At 41.2% G+C, this 15,406-nt stretch carries 13 protein-coding genes and 1 rRNA gene; 9 read left to right on the top strand and 5 right to left on the bottom strand.

Features of this window, described 5'->3' with window-relative positions; translation table 11 throughout:
- Positions 1–112, top strand: a 5S ribosomal RNA gene (gene rrf / locus GKR61_RS03130); the annotation flags it as partial.
- A 391-nt stretch (positions 113–503) separates the two neighbouring features.
- On the opposite strand, the gene idi is transcribed toward rrf, so the two are convergent.
- The 4 genes from idi to GKR61_RS03110 form a co-directional block, all read right to left on the bottom strand.
- Complete coding sequence (gene idi / locus GKR61_RS03125) at positions 504–1,025, bottom strand: isopentenyl-diphosphate Delta-isomerase (protein ID WP_154599534.1); 522 nt, start codon at positions 1,023–1,025, stop codon at positions 504–506.
- Between the two features lie 178 nt (positions 1,026–1,203).
- Positions 1,204–1,842: a two-component system response regulator NarL gene (gene narL / locus GKR61_RS03120; protein WP_230083112.1), complete on the bottom strand. Its 639-nt coding sequence runs from the start codon at positions 1,840–1,842 to the stop codon at positions 1,204–1,206.
- 54 nt (positions 1,843–1,896) lie between these two features.
- The gene (gene narX, locus GKR61_RS03115; protein ID WP_154639543.1) at positions 1,897–3,675 is read right to left on the bottom strand and encodes a nitrate/nitrite two-component system sensor histidine kinase NarX; all 1,779 of its coding nucleotides are present in this window, start codon (positions 3,673–3,675) and stop codon (positions 1,897–1,899) included.
- Positions 3,676–3,749: 74 nt separating this feature from the next.
- The gene (locus tag GKR61_RS03110; RefSeq protein ID WP_272537414.1) at positions 3,750–4,670 is read right to left on the bottom strand and encodes a DUF808 domain-containing protein; all 921 of its coding nucleotides are present in this window, start codon (positions 4,668–4,670) and stop codon (positions 3,750–3,752) included.
- A gap of 212 nt (positions 4,671–4,882) precedes the next feature.
- Here GKR61_RS03110 and GKR61_RS03105 point away from each other — a divergent pair, with 212 nt between their 5' ends.
- The 5 genes from GKR61_RS03105 to GKR61_RS03085 all read left to right on the top strand — a co-directional run bounded on the left by GKR61_RS03105 (position 4,883) and on the right by GKR61_RS03085 (position 10,455).
- Positions 4,883–5,869 carry a glycosyltransferase gene (locus GKR61_RS03105; protein ID WP_036950171.1) on the top strand — a complete coding sequence of 329 codons (987 nt, stop codon included), beginning with the start codon at positions 4,883–4,885 and terminating at the stop codon, positions 5,867–5,869.
- Between the two features lie 239 nt (positions 5,870–6,108).
- On the top strand, positions 6,109–6,855 hold the full coding sequence (locus tag GKR61_RS03100) for a helix-turn-helix transcriptional regulator (RefSeq protein WP_036950174.1): 747 nt from the start codon (positions 6,109–6,111) through the stop codon (positions 6,853–6,855).
- 349 nt (positions 6,856–7,204) lie between these two features.
- Positions 7,205–8,506 carry an NAD(P)/FAD-dependent oxidoreductase gene (locus tag GKR61_RS03095; RefSeq protein WP_036950176.1) on the top strand — a complete coding sequence of 434 codons (1,302 nt, stop codon included), beginning with the start codon at positions 7,205–7,207 and terminating at the stop codon, positions 8,504–8,506.
- A gap of 57 nt (positions 8,507–8,563) precedes the next feature.
- Complete coding sequence (locus tag GKR61_RS03090; protein WP_036950178.1) at positions 8,564–8,932, top strand: cupin domain-containing protein; 369 nt, start codon at positions 8,564–8,566, stop codon at positions 8,930–8,932.
- Between the two features lie 29 nt (positions 8,933–8,961).
- A complete protein-coding gene (locus tag GKR61_RS03085; protein ID WP_154599533.1) occupies positions 8,962–10,455 on the top strand; it encodes an aldehyde dehydrogenase family protein in 1,494 nt (497 codons plus the stop codon).
- A 63-nt stretch (positions 10,456–10,518) separates the two neighbouring features.
- On the opposite strand, the gene GKR61_RS03080 is transcribed toward GKR61_RS03085, so the two are convergent.
- Complete coding sequence (locus tag GKR61_RS03080; RefSeq protein ID WP_132496283.1) at positions 10,519–11,187, bottom strand: helix-turn-helix transcriptional regulator; 669 nt, start codon at positions 11,185–11,187, stop codon at positions 10,519–10,521.
- A 397-nt stretch (positions 11,188–11,584) separates the two neighbouring features.
- Here GKR61_RS03080 and GKR61_RS03075 point away from each other — a divergent pair, with 397 nt between their 5' ends.
- The 3 genes from GKR61_RS03075 (at position 11,585) to phoA (ending at position 15,294) form a co-directional block, all read left to right on the top strand.
- Positions 11,585–13,078: an APC family permease gene (locus tag GKR61_RS03075; RefSeq protein ID WP_036950184.1), complete on the top strand. Its 1,494-nt coding sequence runs from the start codon at positions 11,585–11,587 to the stop codon at positions 13,076–13,078.
- A complete protein-coding gene (locus GKR61_RS03070; RefSeq protein WP_230082529.1) occupies positions 13,053–13,658 on the top strand; it encodes a DUF3156 family protein in 606 nt (201 codons plus the stop codon). The genes GKR61_RS03075 and GKR61_RS03070 overlap by 26 nt, the downstream gene beginning before the upstream one ends.
- Positions 13,659–13,854: 196 nt before the next feature.
- A complete protein-coding gene (phoA, locus tag GKR61_RS03065; protein WP_036950188.1) occupies positions 13,855–15,294 on the top strand; it encodes an alkaline phosphatase in 1,440 nt (479 codons plus the stop codon).
- Positions 15,295–15,406 lie beyond the last annotated feature (112 nt).

Below are 15,406 nucleotides of genomic sequence, written 5' to 3'. Positions count from 1 at the left end.
GCGGCAATAGCGCGGTGGTCCCACCTGACCCCATGCCGAACTCAGTAGTGAAACGCCGTAGCGCCGATGGTAGTGTGGGGTCTCCCCATGTGAGAGTAGGGAACTGCCAGACATTAAATTAGCCGAGAAGCCACCCATTGGGTGGCTTTTTTGCGTTTTGGGGCCTAAAAAATAGGTGATAAAAGGCAAGATAGTCATCCTTTGAAGCGTGATTATCGAAACAGCCCCCTTCAGATCTCACTAATTTCGTTGTTCTTACTCTCTGGATGCCTGTATTTAAAGGCCACTATGCAAAAACTACCACCCAAAAATCATGATTCAAGAAATCATAAGTCTTAAAATCCTCTCTACTTCAGATCAAAAAAGTCTAAGCCATTTTAGCTATTCTATTGTAAGAAAATATCTATATATTAATTGGTTATACTATCTGTTGCTTATGAAAAGACTATCTGGTAACAGATAAAAAAGGAATACGTTATGGCTGACGTAATATAAAAGAAGGATTAGGAAGAAAAATTCAGTAACGGGTATTTTTCCCAGATTTTCTTGAACCACGGAGTAAATTTTTCAGGATGAGTACTGATTTCTTGGGCTAAAGTTTCAAGGCTAATCCAGCAGGTAGCACTGACTTCTTCAGGATTAGGAATGACTTGATTGTCATAGTAGCCCACAAATAGGTGGTCATACTCATGCTCAATTAGCCCGCCATTCACATCAGCTTTATAAATAAACTCACCAACATGAGTTAATGAAGTTGAAAACCCGAGTTCTTCTGTTAAGCGGCGTAAAGCTGCATCATGGGTATCTTCTTGCGGCCTTGGATGGCTACAGCAGGAATTTGCCCACTGCCCAGCGGAATGATATTTATGAAATGCGCGTTGTTGAATGAGTAATTCGTTCTTACGGTTATAAATAAAGATAGAAAATGCACGATGTAGGCAACCTTGCTGATGAGCAAGTAGTTTTGGCATGCTACCAATTGGCGTGTCTTGTTCATTAACTAAAATAAGTTGTTCTTCTATCATAAGGATAATCTGTATCAGTAAGAGTCAAAAGCAAGCTTATTATAACTGGAAAAAAATGACTTGTAGATTAGAGCTATTAATAGCCCTTGCTAATTTATACAGTGAGATTGATAAGTGCACTCATAGCTAGATGAATCAATCATTTAGCTATGAATGAAGACGGTATGATGAAAAAATATTATTTTTGTTGGAGCACCCAGACAGCAGCTTCGACTCTAGATTTTAGATTTAGTTTTTTAAGTAAATGTTTTACATGTACTTTTACTGTGCTCTCTGCGATATCTAAATTTCGAGCGATCATTTTATTTGATAATCCTTGAGCGATAAGCTCTAAAATGTCGGATTCTCGTGGTGTTAGTGCGATTGCATCGCTTTCATTTTGTGATTGGTTTTCTCTTAATGATTCAGCAAGGACGGAGGTTAATGTCGGGCTAACCACCATTTTTCCACTTGCGGCTTCTTTGAGTGCGATAATCAGTTCTTCAGGCTCCATATCTTTTAGCAAATAACCATCAGCACCTCGCTTAAGCGCACTGATCAAATCATCACTATAATTCGATACGGTAAAGAGAATAATTCTGCCTGAGAGTTCACGTTTTCTGAGTTCATCTAGGGTTTCAAAGCCATTCATTCCAGGCATATTGAGATCTAAAAGGATCAGGTCAGGATCTTGCTCTTCTGCTATCTGAATACCTGTTTTTCCATCTCCAGCTTCACCGATAACTTTAAGTGAAGGCTCTAAGCTAATCAGCTGTTTTACACCATTTCGGAGCGTTGGGTGATCATCAATAAGTAGGATCGTTGATTTTTCGGTCATTATATTTTTAGTCTCCATGAATGATTTGATCCGGTGTTCTAAATATCAGATGTTTTAGATGTCAGATAAGGGGAATGTGACTTTCACTTCGGTTCCCCCTCCGGCACGTTGAGTAATGTAGCACTCGCCATTCAGGCTAAGTGCTCTTTCTCTCATAATAATGAGGCCATAATGGTTAAGTTTATTTGGATTGTCATCAATACCATTGCCATTATCATCAATTGTAATGGTGACAGTGCCTCTATGTTGGCTTAATGAAACTTTAGCCCAAGTTGCATTAGCATGCTTCAGAATATTACTTAGTGCTTCTCGAATTATTTGTATTATGTGGATAGATTGGTGTGGTGAGATACTTTTCGCTGGAATTTCATAATGAAGCTGAATATTAAAGCCAATACGCCCACTAAATTCACCTAAAGTACTTTTGAGTGAAGGTAATAGACCTGATTCAGTGAGTTTCAAGCGGAAAGTCGTTAATAATTCCCGTAACTGGCTGTATGCAGTATTAATTTCTGTACGCATCTCATTGAGCAAATGTAGAGTTGTTTCTGGTAATGGTTCTGGTTGCATTTGCAGATAGCTAATTTGCATTTTTAAACATGAGAGTGATTGTGCGATAGAGTCATGAAGCTCTCTAGCAATAGCGGCACGTTCATCCATGATTAGCAGCTGCTGCTGTTGCTCTATCTGTTGCTCCATGGTGAGCATACCTGAAATCTGTTTCGCTAGCATAAGAACCAATCTGTTTTTTTCATCAGAAAATGGTTGTTTTTGCTCAATTTCACCAATAATTACACCATATCGGTGCATGTTATCAGAGAGATCCCACTGTAACGTTTGATATTCTTTTGCTGGATCATTGTGTAATGGATGCTGATTAGTGGAAGATAGCTTTGTTTTATCTATTTCGAGATTGGTCGTGGCATAAGAGATTTCATGAAAATATTGTTCATTGCTATCTTCATATAATTTGAGGCGCAAGTTCTCTAGCTGCGTAATGTTTTTCAGCTCGGCGAGAACTTTTTGTAATCTTGAATAAAGCGTTTCCGATGAGTGTAATATTTGATTTGATTGATAAAGATATGACAAAACTCGGTTTTTAGCGAGTAAGTCCGCGGTTTTTTCGGCCACACGTTTTTCGAGTTGGTGGTAACTTTGCGCCAGCTCATCAGACATATGATTGAGGGTTTCACCTAGGGCATTGAGCTCATCTTGCTTATTATTCTTCATGGGATAGCGCTGAGTAAAGTCTTTACGCCCAATAGCATTAACCATAGAAAGCAGTTTCATCCATGGGTAATAAATTTTTCGTCTTAAATGCCAGATTGTTCCCATCAACAGTAAAAAGACTAAGCTAATAAAAATCAGCTGAGTCATTGCAACGTAAGCGATTTTTTTCTCAGTTTTATCATCAATGTTATGAACTAACTCATTGAGCATATTAACAAAAGTAATGACTTCATAACGGGCATCATCAGGTGAAGATGCTTTTGTGAGTGCGGGTCTTAAAGTGTTTAGCCAAAATTCATGTATTTTATTAAATTCAGGTGTAAGGTTTTCAATTTTAACCACTTGGGTGAGTTCGGGGCTGAGTAAGTCTTTCTCTAATTCATCAAGATAATTCTGACTATGCTGGTTTATGGGCGTTAAAGAAAGTAGGCGGTAACTTTGCATGCGCAAGGAACCTGATGTGTTAATGGCATGAGCATTGCCTTGTACACTGATGATCATACGGTTGGAAATTGTCATACCGATAATGCCTAAAACAGCAATAAGTAGCATTAACCCAATAACCTGGTTGATGATCGAAAATCGTCGGTAAAGTGTCGGCATTCTCTCTTTTTCCTGATACAAAATAAACTGACTATTACCATAATGTATTTAAGGATATTAGTCAGTTTTTAGCTTTATTTTGTTTTTTTAAATCGAGCAAAAAAGTTAATAATGAAAATAATAAGTAAACCGATAACTAGACCAAAAATTAAATTAAGAATGGAAGGAGTCAAAAATTGTAGTGTATTACCAACAACACCGATGCTGCCTGTCTTTTCTGCCATTTTTTCGATCCATAAATGCAGATAGGTAATTCCGTGAGTGAGTATCCCCCCTCCGACCATAAACATCGCGGCCGTTCCTACAACAGATAATGTTTTCATTAAATAAGGGGTTACATAAATTAACCCATTACCGCATTTACGCAGCAAAGTAGAGGCTTTTTTCTGTAGATAGAAGCCTAAGTCATCTAGTTTGACTATACCAGCAACTAATCCATACACCCCGACAGTCATGACAATGGCAATAATTGATAAAACTGCAAATTGGTTTAGGAGCGTTGTTGAAGAAACGATACCTAAAGTAATAGCGATAATTTCCGCCGATAAAACAAAATCAGTACGGATTGCACCTTTAATTTTTTGTTTTTCAAATGCCGCTATTTCTTGTTCTGAACGCTGAGCTTCTCGTGCTGCTTCTGATGGTGAGATTTCATGTTTGTGTAGATACTTATGGGCAAGTTTTTCAGCGCCTTCAAAGCAGAGATATGCGCCTCCAATCATTAATAATGGTGTGACTGCCCACGGAATGAAAGCGCTAATCAGTAATGCTAGTGGGACTAAAATGAGTTTGTTGATGAATGAGCCCTTTGCGACAGCCAAGACGACAGGGATCTCTCTTTCAGCGCGAACGCCTGTGACTTGTTGCGCATTTAAAGCGAGGTCATCACCCAGAACACCAGATGTTTTTTTTGCCGCCATTTTTGTCATCACGGACACATCATCTAAAACTGCTGCAATATCATCTAATAAGGCAAGTAAGCTACTTCCAGCCACAGGAGGATCCTTTTGTTAAGGTGAGGTATAATTGACATTTCTTAGGTAAGATAAGTCAAAATTAGTTCACAGCGATTTGATAATTTGAGTAATAATCGGGATAGGTAAAGTTGCTCTTATCATAACAGCTTTGATTTGATTATGAATTTTTCATGAAAAACAAGAATATATTTTGTCATTATCATCATTTTTAATGAGCGTAAGGTTAATCCATGTCCCTTCAGCCTGTATTGAGTATCGTTGTTGCTGTTTATAACGGCGAAAAGTTTTTACCCCATTTTTTTGACAGCTTAATTGCCCAAAAGCTCGAAAACTGGGAACTGATCGTTGTGAACGATGGTTCAACAGATGATAGCGAATCAGTCATTCGTCAATACGAAGATAAGTTTGAGAATTTCAAAGTACTCACTCAGGAAAACGGTGGCGTTTCCGTTGCGCGTAATACCGGAATGGCTGTCGCAACAGGGAAATACATCACTTTCCCTGATATTGATGATGAAATTGATGCCAGAATGTATGGTCGTTTATTAGAGATTGCCTTAGTGGGGGATCTGGACGTAGCAACTTGCAATGGTACTTATGTGTACACCAATGGGGATGCGCCAAAAGCTATTTTTCCGCCAAATAAAGTGCCTTCTACTGGCGTGATCACGGGCCCTCAATGGCTGCAAATTGGCTTGAGCTCTCGTAAATTTCTCCATGTAACTTGGTTGAATCTGTATCGCTTGTCATTAATTAGAGAACACAATTTTTCCTTTGAACCAAGATTACACCATCAAGATATTCCTTGGACTACCGAAATGCTGCTCGTTGCTAAACGAGTGCAGTTTATCAATGAACAATATTATGAATATCTGATCCATAACCAATCCGTTTCTCACTCTTTAACCGGAGATGAGCGCTCAGTACGTAAGATCAATACCTATCTGAAGATCTTAGATATGTTGATGGATATCTATAAGCGCCATCCTGAAGAAGTGAAACAAGCACCGGCTTGCTTATGGCAAGTGGGGAAAGAAGGCTTAGGGGTTGTTTTAGCGCTATTAGCCATCAAGTCACCGGAAACGCAAAAGCAGATGGTTCAGCTGTTTTTCGATAAAGGTTACTGGGATATTGTTTGGAAGCATGCCACAACGCTGAAATTAAAGTGGCGTTTGATCCGTCGTTACAGCAAATTGAAGGCCATTATCAATAAATAGTTCTCTAGCAGCCTTTCGGGGCTGCTCTCTTTTATTACTTCTGTACTTTCTTCGATCCCCTTCAACTTATTAAATAATTGATAAAATATTATTAATATCCATAGCATATATTGTGATTTAATTAACATATTAATAACAAAAAAATTGAGCTTCCTCTCAGAATATGGTCTTTATAGGGTTATAGTTCGCCTGAATATACACGGTGATAAATTATTAATAAGTTAATGAGTGAGGGCTGAATGGATCATTATCTGCATAAATTACCTGACCTTATTGACTCCGTGGCAACCAACCAGTTTTACCCCAATTTGTTGTCATGGCTGTCCTCTTTTGTGGTCTTTGATAACGCCATTATTTATGCCTTTGAAAAAGAAGGTGCGCCGCGTTTTCTGTCGAAAGTTGAGAAGCGCAATAGTGACAGTATCAATCGTATTTATCAGCGTGGCGCTTATCTGATGGATCCTTTCTATCAAGAACTACAAAAAGGTGGCAGCTCGAAGGTGCTGACATTGAAAGAAGTTGCACCGAAAGGGTTTTATCATACTGATTATTATCTTAACTTTTATCGTAAGACCGGTTGGTGCGATGAGGCGGGGCTGTTGCTGGAGCTATCGGCCGATAAACAATTAGGTATTTTCTTTGGTAATGAAGACCAGCCTTTTCTTTCAGACGAAAATAAACAAGCCTCATTAAAAGAAGCCTTTGATATTATTCGAAGTATCGCTCGATTACATAAGGAAGTCGTGCCTAACTCAGTATCCAGCCATTACCGTAATACTGACTTACAAACTTGCTTTGGTTTGACGCCAAGAGAGTGTGAGGTCGTTGAATTAATTTTGGAAGGTAAAGGCTCCCCACAAATTGCCGAGGCGCTGTTTATTAGCTTGGGTACTGTCAAAAATCACCGCAAGAATATCTATCAAAAATTAGAGATTAACTCTCAAGTTGAATTGTTTAATTTATTAATGACTCCAATAAAACAGTAATTGAGTAGAGTTAGTGTATTTCTTGTATATATCAGATGGTTAAACTAGACAACCTTAATAAAGTTTTATTTTTCAATTAGTTGTATTTGTCTCTTAGCAATGAAATACTCCTTGCCTTCATCCTTTACTAAAATATGTAATAATTTCTATTAATATAATAATAAATATTTATCCTTTTGAATTAAAACATAAAAGGTTTAAATTGATTTAATCTTATTTATAAGTAAATATTGTATCCACGTCACAAATGTTAACTTTATGTTTCGAATGTCCCTAAAGGGCTATGTAACTGTTAATGATTGGTTAAGATAATCAAGGTTATTGCAAGATACTAGATAGGGTATCCATTATGAATAACCAAGTAGAATCATTAACTTATTACTCAGCAACCAAAAAATATGATCTGCGTTTCCCAACTTTGAAAGAAGACATTGATGTGGATGTCGTGATCATCGGTGGTGGATTCTCAGGGATTAATACAGCATTAGAATTGTGTGAAAAGGGAATTACCAACATTGCTATCTTGGAAGGTCGCCATCTTGGTTATGGCGGTACAGGACGTAACGGTGGGCAAGTGATGGCTGGTATTGGTCATGACCTCGATGCGATTAAAAAACACGTTGGTTCTGAAGGTTTAGAAACGATTTTTAAACTGAGCAACATGGGCGCGGGGATCATGCGTGACCGTATCGCCAAATACAATATTGATGCGGATTTTTGCCATGGTTATGCCTACTTAGGTAGTAACAAGCGCCAAGAAAAAACATTGCGCAGTTGGCTTGCAGATTTTAAAGCCGTCGCGCCAGATGAAGAAATTGAATTTTATACAGGTTCAGATTTAAAGCAGATTATCGGATCTGACGCTTATACATGTGGAATCAAACACATGGGAGGCGGACATGTTCATTCACTTAACCTGTTACTGGGGGAAGCGAAAGCGGTGAGTGAATATGGCGCAAAAATTTTTGAAAACAGCCAAGTTTTGAATGTTGAGTACGGCGATACAGTAACGGTTCGTACCGCGATGGGTTCCGTGAAAGCGAAAAAAATGTTGTGGGCGTGCGATGGCTTCTTGAATGGTCTTGAGCCGACGTTATACCCAAAAACAATTAACACCTATGCTTATCAGTTAATGACGGAAGAGCTTTCCGATGAATTAATTGAACGCATTAGCCCAATTCGCGGGGCATACAGCGATATTCGCCCAGTCATCGATTACTACCGTGTAACAAACGAAAATCGCCTGCTATTTGGTAGCTCGACGTACTTTTTAGAATACATTCCATCCGACTTGAAAGAGTGGAACCGCAAATTGATGCTGAATGTTTTCCCATACCTGAAAGACGTCAAAATCGAGCTGGCATGGGGAGGGCCAATGGCGTGTAGTGCTAACTTATTCCCGCAAATTGGCACGATCCCTGGTCATAAAAACGTGTTCTACGTACAAGGCTATTCAGGCTTTGGTGTTACGCCAAGCCAGATCGTGTGCAAGGTGCTTGCTGAGGGAATGGTTGAAGGCTCCAGCCGCTATGACCTGATGAGTTCGATTCCTCATGCTGACATTATGGGGAAAGACAGCATGCGTAATGCCATTGTGTCACTTGCCAAGTGTTGGCATCAGTTATCAGGATATTGGCAAGGTCGCCGCTAAGTTTTCCTAAATTTAATGTCCATTTTTGATTTTATTACATAAGAGAAGGTAAGAAAGATGATCAGCCCATTACTGTTAAACAAAGCACTTCCTGAATTACTGAACATTGGTAGCGTGAGCAATTTAGGTTCTGTGGTTGTTGAAGGTGATCCACAAGCAAGCGTGGCGATGATCCACGGAGAGCCAACAGATAATCTGACTTGCGGTATTTTTGCTTGTACAACAGGCAAATTTAAGATGGTTTACCCATTTGATGAAATGGCAACTGTCCATGAAGGTTCGGTGAAATTAACCGACGTAAAAACAGGCGTCACCGTGGAATACCATAAAGGCGACTCTTGGTTTGCAGCCAAAGGCACTGAAGTACTTTGGGAAATCAGCGCACCACGTTTTGTAAAACACTATTTAGCCTGCGTGAATGCGTAATTCGATAAATTAACGAGGTGGAGATAACGATGAGTGAGTTAACCCTGTTACCAGAAGTTAGAGAATTCTTGAACCGTCAACACGGTCATTTTATTAATGGATTGCCTGTTTCTGGCAAGGGAGATGCTTATTTTGAAGTCGTGAATCCAGCCACCGAGCAAGTGATTGCGAAAGTGAAAGAAGGAACTTGCGAAGAAGTTGATGCAGCGATGAATGCGGCATATGCCGCATTTAAAGGCTCATGGGCAAATACCACGCCGATGGAACGAGGCAACTGTTTGAATCGTTTAGCAGATTTGCTCGAAAAACACTTAGAAGAATTAGCGCAATTAGAAACCTTAAGTTCTGGGAAAACCATTCAGTTATCACGTTTTCTGGAAGTTGGTTCAGCGGCACAGTTTTTACGTTATTTTGCGGGCTGGGCAACTAAAATTAGCGGTGAAACCCTGAATGTTTCTTTGCCATCATTTAATGGCGAAAAATACTCGGCATTTACCCAGCGTGAGCCTGTCGGGGTGGTTGCTGGGATTATCCCATGGAACTTCTCCATTATGATTTCCATTTGGAAATTAGCGGCTGCATTGACATGTGGCTGCACGATTGTACTGAAGCCAAGTGAGTTTACCCCTCTGACCATGTTGCGCGTGGCTGAATTAGCCAAAGAAGCGGGTATTCCTGATGGTGTAATCAATATTGTAAATGGTGGTGGTCGCGAAGTGGGACCTGCTTTAATTAGCCATGAACTTTGTTCGAAAGTGACCTTTACAGGCTCAGTGCCGACTGGATTGGCGGTAGGGCGCTCAGCGATGGAAGGCAAACTGACTCGCGTCACATTAGAATTGGGCGGTAAAAATGGTGCAGCATTCTTAGCGGATTTATCCGTGGATAAGATTGTGAGCGGCATCATTGAAGCGGGTTATTTAAACCAAGGGCAAATCTGTGCAGCGGCAGAGCGTTTCTATATTCCATCTAAATTGATGGATACGGTTCTGGAAGCGCTAAAAACGCGTTTATCGGCAATGAAGGTTGGCTCGCCATTGGATGAAACCACAGAAATGGGACCATTAGCCAATAAAGCTCATTACGATAAGATCTTAAGCCTATTTGAAAAAGCACGCCAAGATGGCAGTGAAATTGTCTATGGTGGGCAGCCAATTGCTGGTGCGGGTTACTTTGTTCCGCCTACGATTATCCGAGCAAATGGCCCAGATGATGTGTTAATGAAAGAAGAGACATTTGGTCCTATCGGCACTTTCTTGGCTTATGATGATGAAGATGAGCTGATTACGATGATGAATAGCACGCCATTTGGCTTGGCTGCGAGCGTATGGACAAATGATCTTAGTAAAGCAATGCGCATGGTCTCACAAATTGAAGCTGGAACTGTTTGGGTGAATATGCACACCTTCCTCGACCCAGCAGTACCTTTCGGTGGTATTAAGTCCTCTGGAATTGGTCGTGAATTTGGTAGTGCATTCATCGAGCACTACACTGAATTAAAGTCCGTCATGGTGCGTTATTAGAGCGTTAGTGGTTTTGTTTTTTCTGTAAAGCAACAGTTTTCCCGGCCCATGCGCCGGGATTTTTTATAAAATTTTATCTTGGCGCAGTATAAATCCGGAGGAAACTAATTCTGTCCGGTTGCTCACATTGGCTTTGGTAAAAATATTGCGTAGATGGGTTTTTACAGTGGAAAGCGAAACACCCAACAGCAGCGCAATACGCTTATTACTGGCGCCTTCTCGCACTAAATGAATAATTTCTTGCTCTTTCGGGGTATAGGAAACCAGAGAATCGGGTCGCACATCAAATGTCATAAGCTCCGCAATTGGTAAGATTGCATTGAGCCTAATCACCTCTTCCGGCGTAAATGGCGTATCGCGTAGCACGGAAATTCCCGCCACAATCTTATTTTTACGGCGAATAAAAATCTCTGCCATATCTGCGATATGGTTTGGCTGCATAAAATCATGGAAGAAGGTTTGATCGTGCTGACGCATTTCCACTGGCATCTTCACTAAACGGAGATCCTCACCACGAAAATGGTCGGGATGTAGAGGGTCGTGCTGGGAAAAGGCAGAGAGATACTCTTCATGCATACGTGCAGAAATTCCATATAGTACATGGTTTTCTGGCTGCCAGTGCTCATTTACTAGATAATAAACCGCCGCAGAAATAGGAATGATATGGGCAATTGTATTTAGGCAGCAGTCGATTAAGCCCTGTTGACTCTCACTAAATAGCGGTTGAACCATCATCATACCCCATCAAAATATACAGCTTACTATCATGCAATTTAATTCGATTAACATAAAATAAACATGTTAATAACGTGAGCGTGGTTACACTATTTAAAACTTGTTTTTTATCGTTTAAAGGGAGTTTACTGCCTTTGGGTATCTTTCGTAGTGTGTTTGTTAATATGTTAATGAGGTTGTTTTTTACTAACCATTGATATTTCAATGATTATTATATTATTTGAGTTTTAAAAGGGTACTTTTCGTTTTAGGCTCTGTGTGCTCCCCTCTCTCTGGGTATCGTTCTAAAGGACGATGGCGAGATGTTTAGGCTTATTTCTATAGTGAGAATGCAGTCACTTCATTTTTACAAAAAATTCACAATTTGGGCTGTGAGCAGAGAGAGGGAAGCAAAATGAATTTATCCTCAAAATTAACATCACACATTGAAAAAGGTAAGGTTGGCTTTCCAACAACGCTCGCTAGTTCGGTTGGCGTGATTATGGCAAGCCCTGTGATCCTCACTGTAACCAGTGGTTTTGGGATCGGCGGTGATACTTTTGCCTTAGCTGTTTTACTGAGCTTTATCATGATGCAGGCTCAATTAACCACATTCTCCGAAGCGGCGGCAATTTTACCGACCTCCGGTTCTGTTTACGACTATATCTCCTGCGGTATGGGGCGCTTTTGGGCGATTACAGGGGCACTGTCTGCCTATCTGATAGTTCACGTTTTTGCAGGTACAGCAGAGACCATTTTGTCCGGTATTATGGCGTTAGTGAACTTTGAAAGCTTGAATACAGTGCTGGAAACTAATAACTCCTCTTGGATGGTGGGGGTTGGTTTAGTTGTGGCATTCGGCTTATTGAATGCATTTGGTATCGAAGCTTTCGGCAAAGTGGAAGTGGTGCTCACTTTTGCAATGTGGAGCACGTTGGTGATTTTCAGTATTTGTGGGCTGCTAATGCCATTCCATGTTTCCGCAGAAGGCTGGTTTGGTCAAGGGCTGAATATTTCTGACCCGACCCTTGTTCTTAGCTTTGTGGGAATGGCGATGTTTATGTTTGTCGGCTGTGAATTAGTGACACCGATGGCGCCGGAAATTAAAAATTCAGCCAAAGTGATCCCGCGTGCGATGGCGATTGGTTTATGTGGCGTGGCATTCTGTATGTTCCTGTTTGGTGCGGCACTGACAAACCAAGTCGAAAACGTGATTGTTGACCCTCAAAATGGTGTGAGCCTATTAGAAACACCGATGGCTATTCCTGCGTTTGCTGGGCAAATTATGGGTGACTTCGGTAAATACTGGATTGGAATCGCCTTATTGCTGGCGGGTGGGGCAACTATCAATACATTGATGGCGGCAGTTCCACGCATTCTTTACGGCATGGCATTAGATGGTGCATTACCAAAAGTGTTCGCTTATTTACACCCTCGCTTTAAAACGCCAGTGTTTGGTATTTTAGTGGCGGTGATGATCCCATGTTTACACGCATTTGCTATCCAAGGGGATTTAGATCGCATTATCCCGTTGGTGCTGGCGGCTGTGTGTTCGTGGGGAACGGCGTACTTATTAGTGACGATTTCTGTGGTGCTATTGCGTATTCGTCGCCCTGATTTACATCGTGCTTATCGCTCACCATTCTTCCCTATCCCTCAAATTATTTCGAGTGTGGGGATTATTCTAGCGATTGTTTACATCACGCCGCCGGGCATGAATAAAGCGGACGTGTATATTCCATTTGCCATTATGTTGGGATTAACTGCGAGTTATGCATTAGGTTGGACCGTGTTAGTGCAGAAAGTGAATCCATTTAAGCCCGTTCCGGTTGAACAAGTATTGTCCAACTCATTTGACGATGACAATGCAGAGGAGGTGGAACTTGAGCCTTTACGTAACCTTGCCTAAGTCACCATGGTGGAAAAGGTTAACTCAAAAACGCCTCCCGACAGGGTATCAAGCGGGGTTAACTTTAAATCGGATTGAGAAAGATATCGCTCCTTATGTTTGTGAGTGGGGGGCGCCTGGAGTGTTGCTCATCCAATTGCCTCAAGGTATTAAAGTGGAAGTGACTGAGCGTGTGAAAACCTTGTTTATGGCGTTTATTGTGCATAGTCGCTTTGCAGTTTCGGGAAAATGTGACAGTGCGCTGGTGGCACAGATTGATGTGAAAACAGCAGGGTCAGCGCGGAAAAAACACGTTCAGTTCACGACCCAACAAACGGAAGGGAAATTTTTGGTCGAAAGCTTAGAGCAGTACCCCGTGATCCGCCAAACTTTCGAAGAGCTAGATTTCACTCACTGTCATATTGCTGTCAAAAATGGCGTTTGGCGTTGCGAAATTGAGCCTTACACCGCTTCTGAAATGGTTAGTCGGATCCCTGCTGCTCGGCGTTATTTACGTTTGACTGATCAACAGCGACATCGCTTATTAAGCGCACTACAGCTGATTTCTCAACTCATGAGCCAACAAACACCTCATCAATAATTTTTTCTCATCGATAACGCCCTGATCGGGCGTTTCGCTTTTATGATTGTTATGTTTATGGCTGCTATGTTTATGACAATCATCTTTATATCGACATAAAACCGTCATTCAACTGTCATCTGGCTGCTCTAGCATGCTGGTCAATTATTCGAAGTATATTCACTCTTCTTTTTATTGATTGGCAAGGATAAAAGTTATGACAGGTAATTTTATGAAATCTATGTTAGCCGTCGCTGTAAGTACGTTAATTTTAGGAACTGCAATCCCCGCTTATGCCGCGGATAAAAATGATGCAGTTTCAGAAAGTCGCGCTGCAAAAGGGGATATCACTAAGTTTGGTGGTGCTCGCCGTTTATCGACTGAACAGACGGATATCATGAAAGCGGCACTGCATAATGGTCAAGCAAAGAACGTCATTTTATTTATCGGCGATGGTATGGGGGATTCTGAAATTACCGTCGCACGTAACTATGCTGAAGGGGCTGGCGGTTTCTTTAAAGGAATCGATGCATTGCCAATCACTGGACAATACACCCATTACGCATTAGATAAGAAAACACAAAAACCAGACTATGTAACTGATTCTGCGGCATCTGCAACAGCATGGTCATCCGGTGTGAAAACCTATAACGGCGCTTTAGGGATTGATGTATTCGGTAAAGACCATGACACATTGATTGAAATTGCGAAACGTAATGGTAAAGCAACGGGTAACGTGACGACATCTGAAATCCAAGATGCAACGCCAGCGGCTCAGTTTTCTCATGTGACGGGGCGTAAATGTTACGGTCCTGAAGAGACCAGTGAAAAGTGTGCAACCAATGCGCTGGAAAATGGCGGTCGTGGTTCTATCTCTGAACAGTTAATGATCACCCGTGCCGATGTCACATTAGGTGGTGGTGCGAAAAGCTTTAAGCAGGAAGCTAAAGCGGGTGATTACAAAGGGAAAACCTTGGAAAAACAAGCGGAAGAGCGTGGATTCACTATCGTCCGTGATGCTAAGTCACTCGATGCAATCAAAGAAGCAAACCAAGATAAACCTGTGTTAGGTCTGTTCCATGATGGCAACATGACCGTGGCGTGGGAAGGCCCAAAAGCTACTTATCACGGTAACTTAAATAACGCAGCATTAGAGTGTAAACCGAATTCTAAGTTAGACCCGAATGCACCGACATTAGCGCAAATGACTGAAAAAGCGATTGATTTATTGAAAGTAAATCCGAATGGCTTCTTCTTACAAGTTGAAAGCGCTTCTATCGATAAGCAGGATCATAAAGCGAATCCATGTGGTCAAATCGGTGAGACTGTCTCGCTGGATCAAGCGGTACAAGTGGGATTAGATTTCGCTAAGAAGCACGGTGATACACTGGTTATCGTGACCGCTGACCACTCGCATTCTAGTCAAATTATTCCAGACGGAACTAAATCATCAGGCTTAACTCAAGCGCTGATTACTAAAGATGGTACCGTGATGACCGTAAACTACGGTAACTCTGAAGAAGAAGATTCACAGGAGCATACAGGTGCTCAGCTACGTGTTGCGGCCTATGGTCCACACGCCGCGAACGTGATGGGTCTGACTGACCAAACCGATTTGTTCTTTACCATGCGCGATGCGATGGGATTGAAGCAATAAACCAACCCCTGTAGTTAAAAGTTCTCTGCGGCAGGATGCTACAGAGAACTTTTTTGTTTATAAAGTCCAATAAATCCTCATTAAGTTTCCTTCTTCATGCCCTGATTTCTTT

The sequence above is a fragment of the Providencia sp. wls1916 genome, from assembly GCF_009706585.1.
Lineage (GTDB): Bacteria > Pseudomonadota > Gammaproteobacteria > Enterobacterales > Enterobacteriaceae > Providencia > Providencia lanzhouensis.
This window is presented reverse-complemented; position numbering and strand designations above follow the sequence as displayed.